Source organism: Oerskovia sp. 140933, assembly GCF_059651515.1.
This window is the reverse complement of sequence record NZ_JAMXIO010000008.1, coordinates 1-21042: the sequence shown is the minus strand read 5'-3', so window position 1 is coordinate 21042 and position 21042 is coordinate 1. Positions and strand designations below refer to the sequence as shown.

17 protein-coding genes are annotated in these 21042 nt (G+C 71.9%); 11 read left to right on the top strand and 6 right to left on the bottom strand.

Annotation, left to right across the window (positions count from 1 at the left end; genetic code table 11):
• Nucleotides 1–127 precede the first annotated feature (127 nt).
• The gene (locus tag NHG27_RS06285; RefSeq protein WP_193720893.1) at nt 128–724 is read left to right on the top strand and encodes a LemA family protein; all 597 of its coding nucleotides are present in this window, start codon (nt 128–130) and stop codon (nt 722–724) included.
• A 224-nt stretch (nt 725–948) separates the two neighbouring features.
• Entirely contained in the window at nt 949–5025 is a 4077-nt protein-coding gene (locus NHG27_RS06280) for an HtaA domain-containing protein (RefSeq protein WP_497015242.1), read from the top strand.
• A gap of 64 nt (nt 5026–5089) precedes the next feature.
• Here the strand turns inward: NHG27_RS06280 and NHG27_RS06275 are convergent, their stop codons facing one another.
• On the bottom strand, nt 5090–5815 hold the full coding sequence (locus NHG27_RS06275) for a response regulator (RefSeq protein ID WP_497015240.1): 726 nt from the start codon (nt 5813–5815) through the stop codon (nt 5090–5092).
• On the bottom strand, nt 5812–7581 hold the full coding sequence (locus NHG27_RS06270; RefSeq protein ID WP_497015237.1) for an ATP-binding protein: 1770 nt from the start codon (nt 7579–7581) through the stop codon (nt 5812–5814). The genes NHG27_RS06275 and NHG27_RS06270 overlap by 4 nt, the downstream gene beginning before the upstream one ends.
• Before the next feature lie 224 nt (nt 7582–7805).
• Between NHG27_RS06270 and NHG27_RS06265 the strand changes: the two genes are divergently transcribed.
• From NHG27_RS06265 to NHG27_RS06250, 4 genes are all read left to right on the top strand, one after another.
• Nucleotides 7806–8879 carry a Bug family tripartite tricarboxylate transporter substrate binding protein gene (locus NHG27_RS06265; RefSeq protein ID WP_497015234.1) on the top strand — a complete coding sequence of 358 codons (1074 nt, stop codon included), beginning with the start codon at nt 7806–7808 and terminating at the stop codon, nt 8877–8879.
• A 106-nt stretch (nt 8880–8985) separates the two neighbouring features.
• Nucleotides 8986–9555 (top strand): tripartite tricarboxylate transporter TctB family protein, encoded by a 570-nt coding sequence (locus tag NHG27_RS06260; protein ID WP_497015233.1) that lies wholly within the window; start codon nt 8986–8988, stop codon nt 9553–9555.
• Nucleotides 9548–11107: a tripartite tricarboxylate transporter permease gene (locus NHG27_RS06255; protein WP_193720899.1), complete on the top strand. Its 1560-nt coding sequence runs from the start codon at nt 9548–9550 to the stop codon at nt 11105–11107. Before NHG27_RS06260 ends, NHG27_RS06255 begins: the two co-directional genes overlap by 8 nt.
• Nucleotides 11107–11496, top strand: a complete 390-nt coding sequence (locus NHG27_RS06250; protein ID WP_193720900.1) for a universal stress protein — start codon at nt 11107–11109, stop codon at nt 11494–11496. Before NHG27_RS06255 ends, NHG27_RS06250 begins: the two co-directional genes overlap by 1 nt.
• A 111-nt stretch (nt 11497–11607) precedes the next feature.
• Here the strand turns inward: NHG27_RS06250 and NHG27_RS06245 are convergent, their stop codons facing one another.
• Both NHG27_RS06245 and NHG27_RS06240 read right to left on the bottom strand, forming a co-directional pair.
• Nucleotides 11608–12381 (bottom strand): HAD-IIA family hydrolase, encoded by a 774-nt coding sequence (locus NHG27_RS06245; RefSeq protein ID WP_193720901.1) that lies wholly within the window; start codon nt 12379–12381, stop codon nt 11608–11610.
• Complete coding sequence (locus tag NHG27_RS06240; protein ID WP_321575476.1) at nt 12378–13286, bottom strand: DedA family protein; 909 nt, start codon at nt 13284–13286, stop codon at nt 12378–12380. The genes NHG27_RS06245 and NHG27_RS06240 overlap by 4 nt, the downstream gene beginning before the upstream one ends.
• Nucleotides 13287–13414: 128 nt before the next feature.
• Here NHG27_RS06240 and NHG27_RS06235 point away from each other — a divergent pair, with 128 nt between their 5' ends.
• Nucleotides 13415–14128 (top strand): TrmH family RNA methyltransferase, encoded by a 714-nt coding sequence (locus NHG27_RS06235; protein WP_497015230.1) that lies wholly within the window; start codon nt 13415–13417, stop codon nt 14126–14128.
• Nucleotides 14129–14288: 160 nt separating this feature from the next.
• The gene (gene fbaA, locus NHG27_RS06230; RefSeq protein WP_030151060.1) at nt 14289–15311 is read left to right on the top strand and encodes a class II fructose-bisphosphate aldolase; all 1023 of its coding nucleotides are present in this window, start codon (nt 14289–14291) and stop codon (nt 15309–15311) included.
• Nucleotides 15312–15491: 180 nt separating this feature from the next.
• Here fbaA and NHG27_RS06225 read toward each other — a convergent pair whose 3' ends face one another.
• Nucleotides 15492–15899, bottom strand: coding sequence for an STAS domain-containing protein (locus tag NHG27_RS06225; protein WP_193720938.1), 408 nt, complete (start codon nt 15897–15899; stop codon nt 15492–15494).
• 243 nt (nt 15900–16142) lie between these two features.
• Here NHG27_RS06225 and NHG27_RS06220 point away from each other — a divergent pair, with 243 nt between their 5' ends.
• Entirely contained in the window at nt 16143–18401 is a 2259-nt protein-coding gene (locus NHG27_RS06220) for a SpoIIE family protein phosphatase (RefSeq protein WP_497015228.1), read from the top strand.
• An 83-nt stretch (nt 18402–18484) separates the two neighbouring features.
• On the opposite strand, the gene NHG27_RS06215 is transcribed toward NHG27_RS06220, so the two are convergent.
• On the bottom strand, nt 18485–18823 hold the full coding sequence (locus NHG27_RS06215; RefSeq protein WP_191792012.1) for an STAS domain-containing protein: 339 nt from the start codon (nt 18821–18823) through the stop codon (nt 18485–18487).
• Nucleotides 18824–18892: 69 nt separating this feature from the next.
• Here NHG27_RS06215 and NHG27_RS06210 point away from each other — a divergent pair, with 69 nt between their 5' ends.
• Both NHG27_RS06210 and NHG27_RS06205 read left to right on the top strand, forming a co-directional pair.
• Nucleotides 18893–19333 carry a DUF3151 domain-containing protein gene (locus NHG27_RS06210; protein WP_193720905.1) on the top strand — a complete coding sequence of 147 codons (441 nt, stop codon included), beginning with the start codon at nt 18893–18895 and terminating at the stop codon, nt 19331–19333.
• 337 nt (nt 19334–19670) lie between these two features.
• On the top strand, nt 19671–20957 hold the full coding sequence (locus tag NHG27_RS06205) for an adenylosuccinate synthase (RefSeq protein WP_193720906.1): 1287 nt from the start codon (nt 19671–19673) through the stop codon (nt 20955–20957).
• Nucleotides 20958–21042 lie beyond the last annotated feature (85 nt).

Here is a 21042-nt window from a genome sequence, read left to right as displayed (position 1 = left end):
CGAGGGGCCTCGCCGCTACGATGCAGCTACCTTCCGCGTCGCCCGACGGCGTCACGCGCCCGGTCCCTCCGGTCCGGTCGTGCCGTGCCCGGGCGGGCGTCCGACCACCTCAGCCCAAGGGGGCAGCATGACAGGCGGCACCATCGCCTTGATCGTCATCGGCGTGATCGTCCTGGTCGTCCTGTTCTGGGCGGTCGCGCAGTACAACGGGTTCGTCCGGCTGCGGAACCTGGTGCAGGAGTCGTGGCGTCAGATCGACGTCGAGCTGCACCGTCGCCACGACCTCATCCCGAACCTCATGGAGACCGTCAAGGGGTATGCCGCGCACGAGCGCGGCGTGTTCGAGCAGGTGGCGCAGGCTCGTTCGGCGGCGGCCGGACCGACGTCGGGGCCCGCGGACCAGGCCGCGAAGGAGAACCGGCTGACGCAGGCGCTGGGTCGGCTCTTCGCGGTCGCCGAGGCGTACCCGCAGCTCCGTGCGAGCGAGAACTTCGGGCAGCTCCAGGCCGAGCTGACGAACACCGAGGACCGCCTCGCGGCCGGGCGGCGCTTCTACAACGCGAACGTGCGCACGCTGAACACGAAGGTCGAGACGTTCCCGCCCAACGTCGTCGCGAGGATGTTCGGGTTCGGGCGCGCGGAGTACTTCGAGGTCGACAACCCGGCGGTCCGCGCGGCACCGCGCGTCGACTTCCAGGGGAACGGTCCGATCATCGATCGCTGACGGGTCGCCGGCGAGCGGCAGGACGACGGGCGAGGGGCGGTGTGCCGGGAGGCGTGCCGTCCCTCGCGGCGTCCCGGTCAGCGCCGGGTGTGACCCCGCGCACACAAGATTAGGTTTACCTTGCTTTAGTGAGGCTCGCCTTATATGGTCCCGGAGGCGATGGTCGAGCGACCTGTCGCCGTGCGTCGCCACCGCGGGCGGCCCTGGACTTCACGGGAGACCGAGTGCTCATCACGCAACGAGGAGGGCGCCGCCGCGCCCTTGCCTCACTCCTGACCGGAGCGCTCGTCGCCGGTCTCACCTTCGCCGGGGTCGCCCCCGCCGGCGCCGCCTCGGACACCGTCACGGTGTCGGGCGGCAGCGCCACCTGGAACTTCACCGACGGCTGGACGAGCTACGTCACGGGCCCGATCGCCAAGGGCAGCGTCACCCCGGCCCTGGTCGACGGGAAGTCGGTCTACCAGCCGGCCGCCGGGTCGTTCGACGCGAGCACCGGTGAGGGGACCGTCACCTTCGGCGGCTCGACGAAGTACTCGGGCCACGACGGCCTCCTCGACCTCACGATCTCCGACCTCCGGCTGCGCCTGACCTCGGAGACGTCGGGCCGGCTCACGGCGGACTTCGGTGGCACGGCCGCCACCGGGAGCAAGGACGACGTCACGATCGCCGACGTCACGATCGCCCCGACGCGCAACGGTGACAAGCTGACGCTCGTGGCGAACGGGAAGATCGCCGACGGTCTCCAGAACGTCTCGAGCTACTTCGCCGACTACCCCGGCACGCCGATGTCGACCCTGACCGCGACGTTCGACGCCCCGGTCCCCGTGGCGCCCGCGACGGCGACGACCACGACGCTCGGGGTCTCCCCGGCGGGCACCTCGGTCGAGGGCACGGCGGTCACGCTGAGCGCGACGGTCGCACCGTCCGCCGCGGGAAGCGTCGAGTTCCTCGACGGGACCACGCCGCTGGCGACGGTCCCGGTGTCCGACGGCGTCGCTCTCCACTCGGTCGCGGCTCCGGTCGTGGGGGCGCACAGCTTCACGGCCCGCTTCACGCCGGCCGACACCGCGGCGTTCTCGGCGTCGACCTCGGCAGCCGTCGCGCACACCGTGACGGCCAAGCAGGTCGACCCGCCGGCTCCGGTCGCAGACCCCAAGGTCTCGGTCACGCCGAGCACGGACGTCGACCCGGCGGTCGCGAACACCTTCGAGGTCTCCGGGACCGGGTTCGTCGGCGCGGGCGCGAAGTACGGCGCGTACGTCCTGCTCGGCGAGACCTCGGTCTGGTCGGGCGGATCGGCGCTGCCGGGGGCGGGCTGGCTCAAGCAGGTGTTCGTACCGGCCGCGCAGGTCAAGGACGGCGCCTTCACGACGCAGATCGTGATCCCCGCGGGCACGCTCGACGCGACGAAGTCCTACCAGGTGGCCACCTCGGCCGCCCACGGCCTCTCGATGACCGACCGCACGCTCGACACGTTCACGCCCGTCACGCTCCAGGGCGCCGAGCCCCCGGCTCCGGTGTTCGTGCCGGAGGTGGAGGTGTTCGCTGCTGATGGCAAGACTGCTCTGGGGAGCACGGTGGTGCGTCCTGGTGACGTGGTCGTGGTGAAGGGTGTCGGGTTCGATCCGGCGTCGAACGTGGGTGGGCGTGGGGTGCCGATCCCGGCGGGCCTGCCGCAGGGCACGTATGTGGTGTTCGGGTCGTTCGCGAAGGAGTGGCAGCCCTCGGTGGGTGCGCCGTCGTCGGCTCGTCGGGTCGGTGCGCAGGCGTGGGCTCTGGCGGGTTCGGTGCTGGAGCAGGTTCCGCCGGCGTTCCAGGAGACGGTGCGCAAGCAGTGGGTGGACATCGCTGCGGACGGTTCGTTCACGGCTCGGTTGACGTTGGGTGAGCTCGAGGCGGTCGAGGGTGGGTCGTTCGGGGTCTACACGTATGCCGCTGGTGGTGTGAAGAACGCTGCGCAGGAGATCGGCGTCCCGGTCGCTTTCACCAACGCTCCGGCTCCGGTGTTCGTGCCGGAGGTGGAGGTGTTCGCTGCTGATGGCAAGACTGCTCTGGGGAGCACGGTGGTGCGTCCTGGTGACGTGGTCGTGGTGAAGGGTGTCGGGTTCGATCCGGCGTCGAACGTGGGTGGGCGTGGGGTGCCGATCCCGGCGGGCCTGCCGCAGGGCACGTATGTGGTGTTCGGGTCGTTCGCGAAGGAGTGGCAGCCCTCGGTGGGTGCGCCGTCGTCGGCTCGTCGGGTCGGTGCGCAGGCGTGGGCTCTGGCGGGTTCGGTGCTGGAGCAGGTTCCGCCGGCGTTCCAGGAGACGGTGCGCAAGCAGTGGGTGGACATCGCTGCGGACGGTTCGTTCACGGCGCGGTTGACGTTGGGTGAGCTCGAGGCGGTCGAGGGTGGGTCGTTCGGGGTCTACACGTACGCCGCTGGTGGTGTGAAGAACGCTGCGCAGGAGATCGGCGTCCCGGTCGCCTTCACCAACGCCCAGGCCCCGGCCCCCCTGACCGTCACGCCGGGGGCGTCGTCGGTCAAGGCCGGCGAGAAGCTCTCGCTCACCGTTGCCGGCCTCGGTGCCGGCGACAAGGTCTCCTCGGTCCTCCTGGGCGGAGCGCCCGCGTCGTTCACCGTCAACCGCGGCGCCGTCTCGGTGACCGTCCCCGCCGACCTGGCGCCCGGCCAGCTCGCCGTCAAGGTCGTGAGCGAGCTCGGCGCCTCGGGTCAGACGACCGTGGAGGTCGTCGGCAAGCCGGCCGCTATGCAGGTCGGCAGCCTCCGGTGGGGGGTCAAGGAGAGCTTCCGTAGCTACATCACGGGGCACATCGCCCAGGGTGGTGCCGTGGCGTCCGACGGCGCGACGGTGGTGGACGGCCTGTTCGGGTTCGGCCAGGTGGTCGGGGGGACCTGGCAGCCCGGGTCGACGACCGGCTCGGTGGACTACGACGGCAAGATCGCCTTCTCCGGTCACGGCGGCCTCCTCAACCTGACCCTGGCGAACCCGTCCGTGGTCGTGGGCAAGGACGGCAAGGGGACCCTCGTCGTCGACGTGCGTTCCGCGAACCTCGACGGGACGACGTTCGACGCGCTCGACGTCCCGTTCGCCTCGCTCGTGCTCGGGAAGGCCACGGTCCTGTCGGACGGTGCGGTGTCCTACCGTGACGCCGCGGCGACGCTGACCGCGGAAGGCTCGCAGGCCTTCTCCGACTTCTACCCCGCCGGCGAATCCCTCGACCCCGTCTCGTTCGTGATGGGTGCGGGCGCCGCCCCGACCGACGGAAACGGCAACGGCAACGGTGGCACGATCGGCAACCCCGGGACCGGCACGGGCACCAAGCCCCTCGACCCCACGGTGGCGACGCTGTCGACCTACCAGGTGGTGCCGGGCGGCCAGGTGACCATCAGCGGCGTCGGGTTCGGCGCGAACGAGACCGGCCTGACGTCGATCATCCGGTCGACGCCGCGGACCCTGGCGACCGGCATCACGGCCAACGCCGGTGGTGCGGCGTCGGCCACGGTCACGATCCCGGAGGACCTCGAGCCGGGCGAGCACACGCTCTCGCTCGAGGGTGCGAACCACAAGGTGTCCGCGGCCATCACGGTCACGGGCCCGGTCACCTCGGTCGACGCCCCGGGCGGTGCGACGGCTGCCACGCAGTGCTTCGCGCAGGGCGTCAACGGCGCGACCCTGAGCTGGGGCGTGAGCGATCCCTTCCGCGCGTACATCGCGGGGCCGATCGCCAAGGGCTCGGTCTCGACGAGCGGCGTCCGCGACAACGGGTCGTCGTACACGTGGAGCGGCGGCAAGGGGTCCTTCAACACGGACCTCGGCAAGGGGCGGACGGCGTTCGGCGGCTCGGTGCAGTTCACGGGCCACGCCGGGATCCTCGACCTGAAGATCTCGAACCCGCGGGTCCAGGTCGACGGCAGCACCGGCACGCTCGTCGTCGACGTGGTCAGCAGCGACATGGAGGGCAACAAGTCCACGAGCAACGGGGTCGCGTTCGCGAGCCTGAACCTGGCGGGCAAGAAGTCGACCTCCGGCAGCACCGTCACGTGGACCGGTGCACCTGCCACGCTGACGGCCTCGGGCGCCAAGGCGTTCGCGGGCTTCTACGAGGCGGGCACCGCGCTCGCCCCCGTGACGTTCAGCTTCCCGATCGGGGGTGACGTCGAGTGCGACGCGTTCTCGGGTCTCGCGGACACCGGGACGGACGCGAGCACGCTCGCGGCCCTCGCCGTGCTGTTCGTCCTGGGGGGCGCCGGGCTCGTCGTGGCGGGCAACCGCCGTCGGGCACGCGCCGACGCCTGACGAACCTCCTGCACGACCGCGGGCGGGGTCGGGACCTGTCGAGGTCCCGGCCCCGCCCGTCCGTCTAGGCGGGGGACTCCGCGCTCACGGCGAGCAGCGGCCGGTAGCGGTTCTCCGGGCGCCCGGCCGACCCGTAGCGCGGGTTGACCTCGGCCTGGCCGAGGGCCACGAGGTGCTCCAGGTAGCGGCGGGCGCTCACACGGGACATCCCCGTGGCCTCGGCCACGTCGACGGCGGACGCGTCGACCGACGTGCCCGTGCAGACGTCGAGGAGCGCGCCGACGACGAGCTCCAGGCTGCGGTCGGAGAGCCCCTTGGGAAGCTGCGGGCTCTCGTTGCGGGCCTGACGGACCAGGCGGTCCACGGTGGCCTGGTCGAGCGCGCCGTCGGTCGCGCGGACCTGGGCTCGGAAGCGGACGACCTCGTCGAGCCGTCCGCGCAGCACGGCCGCGGTGAACGGCTTGACGAGGTAGTGCTGCACGCCGCCCGCCATGGCGCGCCGGACGCTGTCGAGCTCGCGCGCCGCGGTGGTCGCGATGACGTCCACGGGAGGCCCGGGTCGGCGGCGGAGCTGGTTCAGGACCGCGAACCCGCTGGTGTCCGGCAGGTAGATGTCGAGCAGGACCAGCTCGGGTTCGAGCACCGAGATGGCCCGCACCGCCTCTGCCCCGGTGCGCGCCTCGCCCACCACGACGAAGCGCGGGTGGCTCTCGACGAACCCCCGGTGGAGGCGGGAGACGAGGGGGTCGTCCTCGACGATCAGGGTGCGAAAACGGTCGTCTGTGGTCATCGGTGTGCCGTCCCGGTCAGTGGTTCGAGGGACGCCCCCGCGGGGGCGTCCGTGGAGGGGCGCACGGGCAGCGTCAGCGTCAGGCGCGCGCCGCCGAGCGGTGAGGTCGTGAAGCCGACGGCGCCGCCGCGTCGGGCGACGACCCGTCGCACGAGGGCGAGCCCGATGCCGCGCGCGGTTCCCGCGTCGGTCCCGGGCGTCGGGCGGGGCGGTGGTGCAGGAGGGTCGCTGTGGCGCAGGGCGTCCCACCGGCCCGACGACGTCGCGTCCGTGCCCGGTCGGGGTACCCGGCGGACGGGTCGGGTCGCCAGGGCGCCCGCGTGCTTGGTGCTGAAGCCGGGCCGGAAGACCGCGGCGCGCAACGCCGTCGGGACTCCCGGTCCGTCGTCGTCGACGACGACGGCGAGCTCCTCGGCGTCCTCCAGGACGAGGACCTGGACGGTGCCTCCCGGCCCGGCGGCGTCGATCGCGTTGTCGATCGTGTTGCCGAGGATGGTCAGGACGTCCTGCTGGAGGCTCGTGGCCTCGGGGGAGCAGGGGGCGTCGAGGACCGAGCACGGGTCGACCTCGAGGTCGATCCCGCGCTCGCGTGCCGTGGTCGCCTTGGCGAGGAGCAGGGCGGCGACCTGCGGGCTGTGGACGCCCGGGGCGATCGCGCTCGCCGTGAGCAGCCCCCCGTGCCCCGCCCGCTCGATGAACGCGACCGCCTCGACGTGCTGACCCAGCTCGAGCAGCCCGGACACGACGTGCAGCTTGTTCGCGAACTCGTGGGACTGCGCGCGCAGCGCGTCGGTGAGGTCGCGGGCGCCGTCGAGGTCCTGCAGGAGGGCGTGCAGCTCGGTGTGGTCGCGCAGCACGAGCACAGCGCCCACGGCGCGTCCGTCGACCGTGGCCGGGTTGGCGCGGGCGAGGAGCACGCGCTCGCCCGCGAGGAGCAGCTCGCCGCTCGAGTGGTCGCCGGGCCGGTCGGCGAGCTCGAGGAGCTGGCCGTCGAGCACGTCGGTCGCGAGCGAGCCGACCGGCGCCTCGCCGGGGCCGAGGCCCAGGAGGCGACGTGCCTCGTCGTTGACGAGCGCGACCCGCCCGGTGCGGTCCAGGGCCACGACGCCCTCGCTGATGCCGTGGAGCATGGCGTCGCGCGTCTCGAGCAGCGACGAGATCTCCTCCGGCTCGAGCTTGAAGATCCGTCTGCGGACCAGCCGGGTCACCCACCAGGCGCACACGACGCCGCCGGCCGCCGCCGTCCCGAGCGCGAGGAGCAGGCCGTCCAGGTCCTCGCGGAAGTCCGCGTGCAGGTGCGCCTCGAGGATGCCGACCGAGGCCGAGCCGATCACCGTGCGGCCCGACCCGTCGTAGATCGGCACCTTGACGCGCCACGACTCGCCCAGGGTCCCGGTCTGGGTCCCGATGTACGTCCCCCCTGCCAGGGGGACGGACGGGTCGGTGGACACACGCTCCCCGATGCGATCGGCGTTGGGGTGGGACATGCGGATGCCGTCGTCGTCGGTCACGACGACGTAGGTGACGTCCGAGGCCGCACGGATGACCTCGGCGATCGGCTGGATCGTGGCCGAGGGATCGGGGCCGGCCAGCGCGTCCCGGATCGCCGGCAGCCGCGCGACGGACTGGGCCACCCCGGTCATCCGGTCCAGGTACGCATCGCGAAGCTGCCGCTCCTGCAGGGTGCCCGCGACCACGCCGGCGGCCGAGACCACGGCGAGGACGATCACGACCTGCAGCAGGAGCAGCTGAACCCTGAGCGGCATTGCCCATCCCACGGGACCAGTGTGCCCCAGGCCACAGTGGGTGTCCGCCACCCGGACGCAGAACCGGGACGTTCCCGTGACCTGGCACCGGAAAGTCGCGTGACCACAACGACCACAACCTCCAATACGACCTCAGCGACCGCAGGAGGCCTGGGCGCTCCTAGGCTCCGCTGCACACCGAGGCCCGCGACTGCGTCGTCACGAGGCCCGCTCAAGGAGGAGAAATGGCACCCGTCGTCAGCCCGCGCCGCGGGCACAGCACCAGCGGACCGGTACGTCGTCGCCTGGTCGGCGCAGCAGCACTCACCAGCCTCGCCCTCGCCCTCGGCGCGTGCGGCGGACTGGCCTCGGGCGGTGACGCCCCCGCGGCCGGGGGGAGCGACAAGCCGGCCGCCGTGGGCCTGGCCTCGCTCGACATCATCGTCCCCGCGGACCCGGGTGGTGGCTGGGACCAGACGGGCCGCGCGCTCCAGAAGGAGCTGCAGGGCACCGGGCTCGCCAAGACCGTCAACGTGACCAACGTGGGCGGCGCCGGGGGGACCAACGGCCTGGCCTCCCTCGCGAACGTCACCGACCCCGACACGCTCATGGTCACCGGGCTCGTCATGGTCGGCGCGGTCGAGACCAACAAGTCCCAGGCCCGCATCGAGGACACCACGCCGATCGCCCGCCTGACCGAGGAGCCGCTCGTCATCGTCGTCCCGGCCGGGTCCAAGTACCAGACGCTCGAGGAGCTCGTGGACGACATCGTCGCGAACGGCAAGAGCGTCACGGTGACCGGGGGGTCGGCCGGCGGCGCGGACCACATCCTCGCGGGGATGCTCCTCAAGCAGGCCGGGGTGCCGTCCGAGAAGATCGTCGACACGCTCAACTACATCGCGTACTCGGGTGGCGGCGAGTCCCTCGCGGCGCTGCTCGGCAACAAGGTCAGCGCAGGCATCTCGGGCGTGGGCGAGTACGTCGAGCAGGTCAACGCGGGCACGGTCCGCGCGCTCGCGGTCACGAGCCCCGAGGAGATCGAGGCGCTCCCCGACGTCCCCACCCTCCACGACGCGGGCTACGGGTTCGACCTCACCAACTGGCGCGGCGTGCTCGCACCCGCCGACATCTCCGACGAGGAGCGCGCTGCGCTCGAGGCGGTCCTCACCGAGCTGCACGCGTCCGACGAGTGGCAGGCCACGCTCACGGAGAAGGGCTGGGCGGACGCGTTCCTGACCGGTGCCGACTTCGACGACTACCTGCAGCAGAACATCGTCGACATCCAGACGGTCCTGCAGGACATCGGCCTGGTCTCCTGACATGTCCTCGTCCTCTGTCGTCCCGCCCGGTGATTCCCCCGCACCGGGCGGGGCCTCCTCCCCGGTCGCACCGGCTTCCGGTGCGCCTGCGCGCACGGAGGCCGTGGTGACCGACGAGGTCCCGCTCACCGGCGGGGCCGGACCGTCGAGGGCCGCCGGGGCGCACACCCCGGCGGCCCCCCGGCGGCGCATCGGCGAGTACGTCGTCGTCGCGGTGACGATCGTTCTGGGCGTGTTCGTCATGATCGACGCCGGGACCATCCACGTCCCGGGCTCGACGACCGTCATGGGCCCTCGCGCCTTCCCCTACCTCGTGGGAGGGCTGCTGCTCGCCTCGGGGGTCCTGGTCCTGGTCGGTCTCCTCCGCGGGAGGTTCGGCGAGGAGGACGACGGCGAGGACGTGGACCCGGACGCCTCGACCGACTGGCGCACGGTCGCGCTCCTGGGCTGCATCTTCGTGGTGCACGTCTACACGATCAACATCGCCGGGTGGCCGGTCGCCGCGACCGTGCTGTTCGGCGGGTCGGCGATCGTGCTCGGCGCTCGTCCCTGGTGGCGGGCGATCGTGCTCGGCGCCGTCCTGGGGCTCGTCGTCCAGATCCTCTTCGGCGGCATGCTCGGCCTGTCGCTCCCTCCCGGCCCGTTCCTCGAAGGGGTGAGCTTGTTCCGTGGATAACCTCTCGGCGCTGATGGACGGCTTCGCGACAGTCGTCCAGCCCGCATACCTGCTCTACGCGTTGTTCGGTGTGTTCATCGGGACGGCCGTGGGAGTCCTGCCCGGCATCGGCCCGGCCATGACCATCGCGCTGCTCCTGCCCCTGACGTACTCGCTCGACGCGACCGCCGCGATCATCGTGTTCGCGGGCATCTACTACGGCGGGATGTACGGCGGGTCGACGACCTCGATCCTGCTCAACACCCCCGGCGAGTCCGCCTCGATCGTCACCGCGCTCGAGGGCCACAAGATGGCCAGGCTCGGGCGCGGGGCCGCGGCGCTCGCCACGGCCGCGATCGGCTCGTTCGTCGCGGGGACCATCGCGACCGTCCTCCTGACGCTCGTGGCACCCGTCATGGCGAGGTGGGCGGTCCAGCTCGGCGAGCCGGACTACTTCGCTCTCATGGTCGTCGCCTTCATCACGGTGGGTGCGCTGCTCGGCAGGTCCGTCCCGCGCGGGATGGTCGCGCTCTCGCTCGGTCTGTTCCTGGGCCTCATGGGGACCGACACCCTGACGGGGCAGCAGCGCTTCACGTTCGGCGTCTCCAACCTCGCGGACGGCCTCGACGTCGTGATCGTCGCGGTGGGCCTCTTCGCGGTGGGCGAGGCGCTGTACGTGGCCTCGCGCATGCGGCACGGACCCGTGCACGTCATCCCGGTCGAGAAGGGGTGGCGGAGCTGGATGAAGCCCGAGGACTGGCGCCGCTCCTGGAAGCCCTGGCTGCGCGGGACCGTGATCGGCTTCCCCATCGGGACCATCCCGGCGGGGGGCGCCGACGTGGCGACCTTCCTGTCGTACGCGACCGAGCGCAAGCTCGCGCGCCGGCACAAGGACGAGTTCGGCAAGGGAGCCATCGAGGGCGTGGCCGGCCCGGAGGCGGCGAACAACGCCGCCGCGTCCGGTGTCCTGGTCCCGCTCCTCACGCTGGGGCTGCCCACGACCGCGACCGCGGCCATCATCATCGTGGCGTTCCAGTCGTACGGCATCCAGCCCGGGCCCATGCTCTTCCAGACGCAGACGTCGCTCGTGTGGGCGCTCGTCGCGAGCCTGTACATCGGCAACCTGATGCTGATCGTGCTGAACCTGCCGCTCGTCGGCATGTGGGTCAAGGTCCTGCAGATCCCCCGGCACTACCTGTACGCCGGGATCCTGCTGTTCGGTGCGCTCGGGTCCTACGCGCTGAGCTTCTCGCCGATCGACGTGCTCATCCTGCTCGTGATCGGTGTCGTCGGCTTCTTCATGCGGCGCTACGGCTACCCCGTGGCGCCCATGGTGGTCGGGATGATCCTCGGCCCCATGGCCGAGGACCGCTTGAGGCGGTCGCTGACCATCAGCCAGGGCGACCTCTCCTACCTGGTGACGAGCCCGTTCGCCGCGACCGCCTACGTCTCGATCCTGGTGATCGTCGGCCTGGGGCTGTGGCTCAAGCACCGGGAGAAGCGTGCCAACGCCGAGCTGTCCAGGCTCGGCGAGGAGATCCGTGAAGAGTCCCAGTCGCAGGAGGTGAACTGATGACCGTCGTCCTCGCCTACGCCCCGGGGGAGCTCGGGACCGCCAGCGCGCGCACGGCAGGTCGCGCCGCCGCGCTGCTCGGCGCGCGCGTGGTGATCGTCAACGCCACGCGGGCGGACCGGCTCGTCGACCCGCGGTGGGCCGACGAGGCCGAGCTGGCGCGCGTGATCGAGATCCTCGACGAGGCGCACGTCGACCACGAGGTGCGCCACCTGCGGTCGGGTGCCCTGCCCGCCGACGTCGTCCTGGAGGTCGCGGAGGAGGTCGACGCCGTGCTCGTCGTCGTCGGCCTGCGCCGCCGGACACCCGTGGGCAAGCTCGTGCTCGGCTCGACCCCGCAACAGATCCTGCTGCGGGCGACCTGCCCGGTCCTGGCCGTCAAGGCCTGATCCGCGGCACCCGGACCATCGCCCCGGTACCCCGAGCTGGTCGGGGGGCCGGGGCGGTGCGGTGCCCGGCGGCTCGTCAGCCCGCGCCCGACCGTCAGATGCGGTCGACCGTCAGATGCGGTCGACCAGGTCCGCGATCGAGTCGACGACCTTGCTCGGACGGAAGGGGTAGGTGTCGACCTCGTGGAGCTTGGTCGAGCCGGTCATGACGAGATAGGTGTAGAGCCCGGCCTCGATGCCCGCCACGACGTCGGTGTCCATGCGGTCGCCGATCATCGCGGTCGTCTCCGAGTGCGCGTCGATGCGGTTGAGCGCGGACCGGAACATCATGGGGTTCGGCTTGCCCACGAAGTAGGGCTCGCGCCCCGTCGCGGCGGTGATCATGGCGGCGACCGCGCCCGTCGCGGGCAGCGGCCCCTGCTGGGAGGGGCCGGTCGTGTCCGGGTTGGTGCAGATGAAGCGCGAGCCGCCCAGGATCAGGCGCACGGCCTTGGTGATGGCCTCGAACGAGTACGTGCGGGTCTCGCCCAGCACCACGTAGTCCGGGTCGGACTCGGTGAGGGTGTAGCCGGCCTCGTAGAGGGCCGTCGTGAGGCCGGCCTCGCCGATCGCGTAGGCGCTCCCACCGGGGACCTGGTCGCTCAGGAACTGCGCGGTGGCCAGCGCGGACGTCCAGATCGACTCCTCGGGCACCTCGATGCCCGACGTCGCGAGCCGGGCCCGCAGGTCGCGTGCGGTGAAGATCGAGTTGTTGGTGAGGATGAGGAACGGGCGCTCCTTGTCCCGCAGGGCCCGGATGAACTCCGGGGCGCCGGGGATGGCGTGGCCCTCGTGGACGAGCACGCCGTCCATGTCGGTGAGCCAGCTCTCGATCACGCGGGTCATCGGTGGTCCTCTCCTGGGGTGTGCTCGACGGCGTCCGTCGACGTCTCGGGTCCCGTCGCCGGGGTCGTGGTCTGGTCGTCGGCGGTCCCGGTCCGGGGCTGGTCCTGCGGCGAGGTCGGCCGGGTCTGCGTCGCGGCGGTCGTCACCTCGGAGACGTCCGCGGCCCCTGCGAGGGCTCCCGTCCCCTCGACCGTGACCCGCCGGGACTCCCGGCGCGCTCGCAGCACCTCGATCACCACGGGGATCACGGAGATCGCGACGATGAGCACGAGGATGGTCTCGATGTGGTCGTTGACGAACTGGACGTTGCCGAGCCAGTAGCCGAGGAGGGTCACGCCGACCCCCCAGACGAACGCGCCGACCAGGTTGTAGACCACGAACGTGCGGTAGCGCATGCCGCTCATGCCGGCGGCGACGGGTGCGAAGGTGCGCAGGAAGGGCACGAAACGCGCGAGGATGACGGTCCGGCCGCCGAAGCGCTCGAAGTACTCGTGGGCCTGGTCGATGTACTTGGTCTTCAGGACGCGCGCGTCGGGCTTGAACAGCCGCGGGCCGATCTTGTTGCCGATCAGGTAGGCGAGCTGGTCCCCCAGGAACGCGGCGGCGAAGATCATGCCGCACACGAGCCAGATCGACAGGTTCAGCTCGTCCTGCGCGACCAGGAGGCCTGCGGTGAAGAGCAGGGAGTCGCCCGGCAGGAACGGGAACAGCAGACCGGTCTCGATGAAGACCACGGCCACGATGCCGAACACCGCGTAGACGCCGAAGCGCTCGATGAAGCCGCTGATCATGTTCCGTGCGTCGAGCCAGTCGGGCCCGAGGGCGACCACGTGGCCGCCGTCGACGGCGGAGAGCGTGGTGGCGACGTCAGGCAGCGCTGAGGTCACGAACAGGTCGGTGAGCACGCACCCAGCGTAGTGGGCGGACCGGCGCGAGGGCCCGAGGCCGCGTAGCGCGACGGTGAACATCGTGGGGGGATCGACCGGCCGGGGCGGCCGCCCGGGTGTCGGCGAAGGCCAGGGAGAATGGGACGGTGACCGAACCTTCCGCGCACCGCACGCCGTCCGACGCACCGGGAACGGCCCCGGCCGCCCCGCCCCGCGGCGAGGACGAGGTCGAGGTGGGCGTCGGCCCCTGGCCCGGCGGCCGGGCTGCCTGGCCGACCGACCCGCGCTACGACGTCGACCTCCTGGAGCACGGCGACCGCCGCAACGTCGTGGACGCGTACCGGTACTGGACCGTGGAGGCGATCGTCGCGGACATGGACGCGCGCAGGCCGCGGGACCGGCGCCTGCACGTCGCGATCGAGAACTGGGGGCACGACCTCAACATCGGCTCGGTCGTGCGCACGGCGAACGCGTTCAACGCCGCCGGGGTGCACATCGTGGGGCGACGCCGCTGGAACCGTCGCGGCGCCATGGTCACGGACCGCTACCAGCACGTGAGCCACCACCCGCAGGTCGAGGACCTGCTGGCGTGGGCCGCGGGCGAGCACGACGGCGCGGGCGTCCCGGTCATCGGGATCGACAACGTCCCGGGCTCGATCCCGATCGAGGGCTACGCGTTCCCGCCCGAGTGCGTCCTGCTGTTCGGGCAGGAGAGCACCGGTCTGTCCGCCGAGGCGCGCGCGGCGAGCCGCGACGTCCTGCACATCACCCAGCACGGGTCGACGCGGTCGATCAACGCGGGGGCCGCGGCCGCGATCGCGATGCACTCCTGGGCCGTGCAGCACCTGGTCCCGCGCTAGCCGCGCCGGGGTCCCCGCGACGTCCCAACCCGTGGTGGCGTCCGTCCACCTGAGGGACGGACCACACCGCCGGTAGGGATCCATGACAAAATCATGGGGATAACAGGGCGCGCGGCAGTGTCGTCGGCACCCACCTCCTTCCGTCATTGGAGTTCTGCAGATGGCTATCGCAACCCCCGAGGTCTACGCCGAGATGATCGACCGCGCGAAGGCAGGCAAGTTCGCCTACCCCGCCGTCAACATCACGTCGTCGCAGACCGTGACCGCCGCCATTCAGGGCTTCGCCGAGGCCGAGTCCGACGGCATCATCCAGGTCTCCGTCGGTGGCGCCGAGTACGCGTCGGGCTCGACGATCAAGGACCGCGTGACCGGTTCGCTCGCTCTCGCGGCGTACGCGACCGAGGTCGCGAAGAAGTACGACGTGACGATCGCCCTGCACACGGACCACTGCGCCAAGCAGAACCTGGACTCCTGGGTCCGTCCGCTGCTCGCGATCGAGGCCGAGCAGGTCAAGAACGGTGGCCTGCCCACCTTCCAGTCGCACATGTGGGACGGCTCGTCCGTGCCGCTCGACGAGAACCTGATCATCGCCGAGGAGCTCCTCGAGCTCTCGGTCGCCGCGCGCACCATCCTCGAGATCGAGGTCGGCGTCGTCGGTGGCGAGGAGGACGGCCACACGGCCGAGATCAACGACAAGCTCTACACGACGGTCGAGGACGGTCTCGCGACGGTCAAGGCCCTCGGTGCGGGCGAGAAGGGCCGCTACCTGACGGCCCTCACGTTCGGCAACGTGCACGGCGTCTACAAGCCGGGTGCGGTCAAGCTGCGTCCGTCGATCCTCGCGGACATCCAGAAGGCCGTGGGCGACGCCATCGGCAAGGAGAACCCGTTCGACCTGGTCTTCCACGGCGGCTCGGGCTCGACGCTCGAGGAGATCACCGAGGCCGTGGACAACGGCGTCATCAAGATGAACATCGACACGGACACGCAGTACGCGTTCACGCGTCCGGTCGTCGACCACATGTTCCGCAACTACGACGGCGTCCTGAAGATCGACGGCGAAGTGGGCAACAAGAAGGCCTACGACCCGCGCGCCTGGGGCAAGCTCGCCGAGGCCGGCATGGCTCAGCGCATCGTCGAGGCGTCGCAGCAGCTGCGTTCCGCGGGCCAGAAGATCCGCTGAACCTGGTGAGCCGCCCACCCGGGCGGTGATCCCGGTGGGCGTGTCCCACCACCTGGAGTGCCAGCAGGCCCCGGTCCGAGTCGGACCGGGGCCCGCTGCGTCCGGGGCTGCGACGCGTGCCGCGACGGCAGGTGCGCCCACGGCGGGCCCGACGGCGGAGCGCCCGCCGGGCGGTCGTCCTCAGCGGTCGGTGCGCGGGACGCGACGGCCGCCGTTGAGGTGCGTGACGCCGTCGGGCAGGTCGAAGCCGGGGTCCTCGTCGACGATGTCGAGCATGTCCCCGATGCGCGTGACCTCGAGCAGGAACCGCACGGTCGGCGGTGCACGCAGCACGCGGACGCGGTGCGGGCCGCGGGTCGCGAGCCGGGCGAGGAACGCCACGCCCGAGGAGTCCATGAAGGTCACGTGGTGGGCGTCGATCTCGACGGGCAGGCCCGTGGCCTCGGCGTCGGCCGTCGCGTCGAGGAGGTCGGCGCCGAGGTCGGCATCGATCTCACCTGACAGGACGATCCGTGCCCGGGTGGCACCGACGATGACGTGGACGCTCGCCGGATCGGCCTGGTCCGTCACGACGCCGCTCTCGCCGATCTCGGGGTCTTCGGGCTCGCTACCAGCCGTGGTGTTACCGTCGCGCACGTTGCTCCTCCCAGCGTGGACCGGACCCGCACAGGTCTCGGAGATCACCAATCTACGGTTGAATGTCCACTCGGGACAGTAACGCGCTCACGGCAGTGTCGTTCGGAGGTGGAAATGGTCAGCTCGTCGAGCCTCGGTCTGGGCTCCTGGGGCCATGGTCCGCGTACCGGTGGCGCGCCGCTACCGGACGGCGGCGTGGAGCTCCTCTCGCTCGCGGTGCAGCGCACGGGCATCGCGGCGTTCCTGCTGGGTCCGGCGTCCGTGGGGATGCCCGTCCTGTGGGTCAACGAGGCGTTCAGCAGGCTCACCGGCTTCTCGACCGACGAGGTCGTGGGGCACCGCCCGCAGTTCCTGTCGGACCTCCTCGCGGACCGGGCCGAGGCCGACCTGTTCCGTGCCGGGGTCCTCGAGGGCCGCGAGGTCCGCAGGACGGTCCGGAGCGAGCGTCAGGACGGGAGCCTGCTGTGGGTCCAGCTCACGCTGTCGCCCGTCGACGAGGTCGGGGGAGAGGTCGGGCACTGGGCCGGGTCCATGGTCGACATCACCGAGCACGTGGACCGCTCCGCGTCGCAGCTCGCGTCGCTCGAGCTCGAACGGCGCAAGCGGGCCGGTCTCGCGATCATCACCGAGACGTCGGACCTGCTCAACGACCTGGACTACCCCCTCGCGCTGCGGGAGATCTGCGACGTCCTCGAGGGGGCGCTCGTGGAGTGGGCCGGCTTCTACATGAACGACGACGGGCTGCGCTTCGCGGAGGGCATCGACACCACGACCCCCCCGAGCGGGCGCGGGCAGCGTCACGGCCGGTACATCGCGGACGGCGCGGGCGTCGTGGAGGGCGCCATGGGCCAGACCGACGCGCTCGGCGACGCGACGGGACCGGCCCTCCTGGTCCCGGGGACCGTGATCGACCTGCGGGACACCGTGCAGGACCTGCTCGACGGTCGGATCGAGGGCCCCGTCCGGCTCGACCTGTCGGCCGAGTACCCGCAGTGGTCCGCCTCGGGCTGGCTCAGCCGTGACGTCCGGCAGCGGACCTCGACGCTCGCGGGCGCGCCGCGAGAGGTCGTGCTCCATGCGATCGCAGGCCGTCGGCGTGTCCTGGGCCTGCTCGCGACGAGCGGCCTGCCGGTGTCGGCCGGGGCGGTGTCGGACCCGGAGAGCTCCGAGGCGGTGCTGCGGACCCTCGCACGACGCGCCGGACTCGCGATCGACAACGTGCGTCTCTACGCCCGCGAGCACCGGCTCGCGGAGACGTTGCAGCGCGCGATGCTGCCCGAGCAGGCCGACGTGACCGGGCTCGACGTCTGGACGTACTACGCCCCCAACTCCGAGCACGCCCAGGTGGGCGGCGACTGGTACGACGTCCTGCAGATCACGCCCGACGTCGTCGGGCTCGTGATCGGTGACGTCGTGGGCCACGACGTCGAGGCCGCGGCGGCCATGGGGCAGCTCCGGTCGGTCGTGCGTTCGTACGCGTACGAGCTGACGACGCCCGGCCCCGTCCTGGAGCGGGTCGACCAGCTCGTGGTCGGGATGCGCATCCCCCGGTCGGCGAGCCTCGTCTACGCGTCCCTCGTGCGGCACGGCGAGCAGCCCTCGCCGGAGGACGTCGCCGACGACGCCGGTCCCGACGAGGGCCCCGGCGCCGCCGACGGTCCGGGGGAGCGGTCCGCGGAGCGGTGGACGATCGAGTACTCGCGCGCGGGGCACCTGCCGCCGCTCCTGCTCCGCGACGGCGAGGTCACGCAGCTCAACGAGGCAGGCGGGTCGCTCGTCGGGTTCGGCGTCGGCGAGCGCGCGACGGGCCGGGCCGAGCTCGCGCCGGGCGACGTGCTGCTCTTCTACACCGACGGGCTGATCGAGCGCCGCGACCGCGCGCTGCGCGTCGGGCTCGACGCCCTGGTCGAGGCCACCCGGGCCATCACCGCGATCGACTCGGCGGGGATCGGCGAAGAGCTCCTCTCACGGCTCGCGGACGCCCCCGAGGACGACGTCGCGCTCGTCGTGGTGCGCGTGCCGGACCCCGTGACGGACCCCGTGACGTCGGCGCTGAGCCCGCGCAGCCGGCGTTGGCTCCTGCCGAGCGAGCCCGCGTCGATCGGTCGCGCGCGCCACGCGGTCCTGCGCACGTGCCAGGCGTGGGACCTCGGCGACAGCGCCAACGCGGAACTGGTCGTGTCCGAGCTCGTCGCGAACGGTGTCCTGCACGGGTGGGGGCACCTGGCGCTGCGCCTGTTCGACACGGGAGACGGCCTGCGGGTCGAGGTCGAGGACTCCAACCCCGCACCTCCCGTGTCGACGGACGGCCACGCCCACCGCATGGGCGGGTTCGGGATGCAGATCGTCGAGCGCCTCGCGGACTGGGGCTGGCGCCCGGCCGGGTCGGGCAAGCTCGTGTGGGCCCGGCTGCGCCCCGTGGCGGAGCGTCGGGCGGCGTCGGCCGAGGGCTGAGGCACCGTCCGGGCAGGGGACGTCCGGGATCGCCCAGGAGGGAGGCCCGGACCGCGGCGGAGGGCGCCGCGCGGTGCGTCGGGTCAGGCCGAGGCGCTCACGGGCGGGTCGCACCGGTGGTCGGCGTCGATGCGGAACAGGTCGAGCGCGCCGCAGACCTCCAGGACGAACAGGTCACGGTCGTCGCAGCCGCGCAGCACCGTCGCCCCGCCGCGCTTGCGACCGGAGTCGGCGAGCGAGATGAGGAAGGCGGCGCCCGTCGAGTCCATGAAGGTCACGCGGCACATGTCGATCACGAGGAGCTGACGGCGCAGGCCGACGACGCGGGCTGCGATCTCCGGGAACTGGTCGCGTTCCGCGAGATCGAGGTCCCCGGCGATGACGAGCGTGGTCGTCGCGGGGGACGTGGAGATCTCGATCATGACCATGACTCTAGGCTGCGCGGCCCTCGCTTGCACATGCGCTCGTCAGAGGCCTGCGAGAATCGCTGGATGTCTCACGCACCCACGCACCGCAACCTCCTCGGCGGACCCGACCCGGTCCGTCTCCCGGCCGACCCCGACGTCGCCGCGGCGACCGCCCGGGGGGACGACCCGGTCGAGCTCGCCCGCACGTTCCCTGCCTCGTCGCTGCCCTGGGCGCTCCTCGCCGAGGCCGCGCTGCGCGACGGCGATGAGCGCTCCGTCGTCACGGCCTACGCGTTCGCCCGCACCGGCTACCACCGCGGCCTCGACGCGCTGCGTCGTGCCGGGTGGCGTGGGCAGGGCCCGATCCCGGCCGACCACGAGCCCAACCAGGGCTTCCTGCGGGCCCTGCTCGCGCTGTCCCGCGCGGCGTCGCTCATCGGCGAGGACGGCGAGGCCGAGCGCTGCGCCCAGTTCCTGGTGGACTCGGGCACGTCGGTCGACGAGGTCGCGGCGCTCGCGGGCTGACGCCCGTCCGCCCGCCCCGCGCGGCCTGCCCGGGCCCTCCCGACCGCCGCCCGACGACGTCACGCACGCTGCGCCGTCGGGCGGCGGGAGGGCGCGGGGTGGGCCGAGGGGCCCGCCGAGGTCAATGACAGGTAAACTCGTCCAGGCTTCCGGGTGACTGCCGCCCGGACGCGCCTCGGGCCCTGCGCAGGACCCGTTGGCGGCACGCGCCGTGCGTCGACCCCCGGTCGATGGTGCGCGGCGGTCGTCCGTCGACCGGACAGTCCTGGCGTACGTGCCGGTCGGTGCCGGTCCGTGACCCGGTCCGAGGAACAGGCAGTCTGAAAGTGGGGAATCCATGCCAGGCGTGGTGCTCATCGGTGCCCAGTGGGGCGACGAAGGCAAGGGCAAGGCGACCGACCTCCTCGGGTCGCGGGTCGACTACGTGGTCAAGTTCAACGGCGGCAACAACGCCGGGCACACGGTCGTCATCGGCGACGAGAAGTACGCCCTGCACCTGCTGCCCTCCGGCATCCTGTCGCCGGGGGTCACCCCCGTCATCGCGAACGGTGTCGTCGTCGACATCGAGGTGCTCTTCCAGGAGCTCGACGACCTGATCTCGCGCGGCGTCGACGTCTCGCGCCTGCTGGTCTCCGGCAGCGCCCACGTCATCGCGGGCTACCACCGCACGATGGACAAGGTCAGCGAGCGCTTCCTCGGCAAGCGTCGCATCGGCACGACGGGCCGCGGGATCGGGCCGGCGTACGCCGACAAGATCAACCGCGTCGGCATCCGCATGTGGGACCTCTTCGACGAGAAGATCCTCGCGGAGAAGATCGAGGGCTCGCTCGACCAGAAGAACCACCTGCTGGTCAAGGTCTACAACCGTCGCGCGATCACGGTCGACGAGACGGTCGAGGAGCTCCTCGCCTACGCCGACCGGGTCAAGCCGATGGTCGCGGACACGTCGCTGATCCTCAACCAGGCGCTCGACGCGGGCAAGAACGTCCTGTTCGAGGGCGGCCAGGCCACGATGCTCGACGTCGACCACGGCACCTACCCGTTCGTGACGTCGTCGAACGCGACCGCGGGCGGCGCGGTGACGGGCTCGGGCGTCGGCCCCACGAAGATCTCGTCGGTGATCGGCGTCATCAAGGCCTACACGACCCGGGTGGGCGAGGGTCCGTTCCCCACCGAGCTCTTCGACGAGATGGGCGAGTACCTGCTCAAGACCGGTGGCGAGTTCGGTGTGACCACGGGTCGCGCGCGTCGCTGCGGCTGGTACGACTCGGTGATCGCCCGCTACTCGAGCCGCATCAACGGCATCACGGACCTGGTCGTGACCAAGCTCGACATCCTCACGGGCATCCCCAAGATCCCGGTGTGCGTCGCGTACGACGTGGACGGCGTCCGCTACGACGAGATGCCCACGGACCAGACGGCGTTCCACCACGCCAAGCCGATCTACACCGAGTTCGACGGCTGGACCGAGGACATCTCCGGCTGCCGGACGTTCGAGGACCTGCCGGCCAACGCGCAGGCCTACGTGCGCTCGCTCGAGGAGCTCTCGGGGGCTCGGGTCTCCGCGATCGGGGTCGGTCCGTCGCGCGACGCGATCATCCCGCTGCACGACCTGCTGCACTGAGCCGTCCGCCAAGGACCTCACGCTGACGACCGAGGGCCCCGCGCCCGCTCGCCCCAGGGCGGCGGCGCGCGGGGCCCCCGGGCGT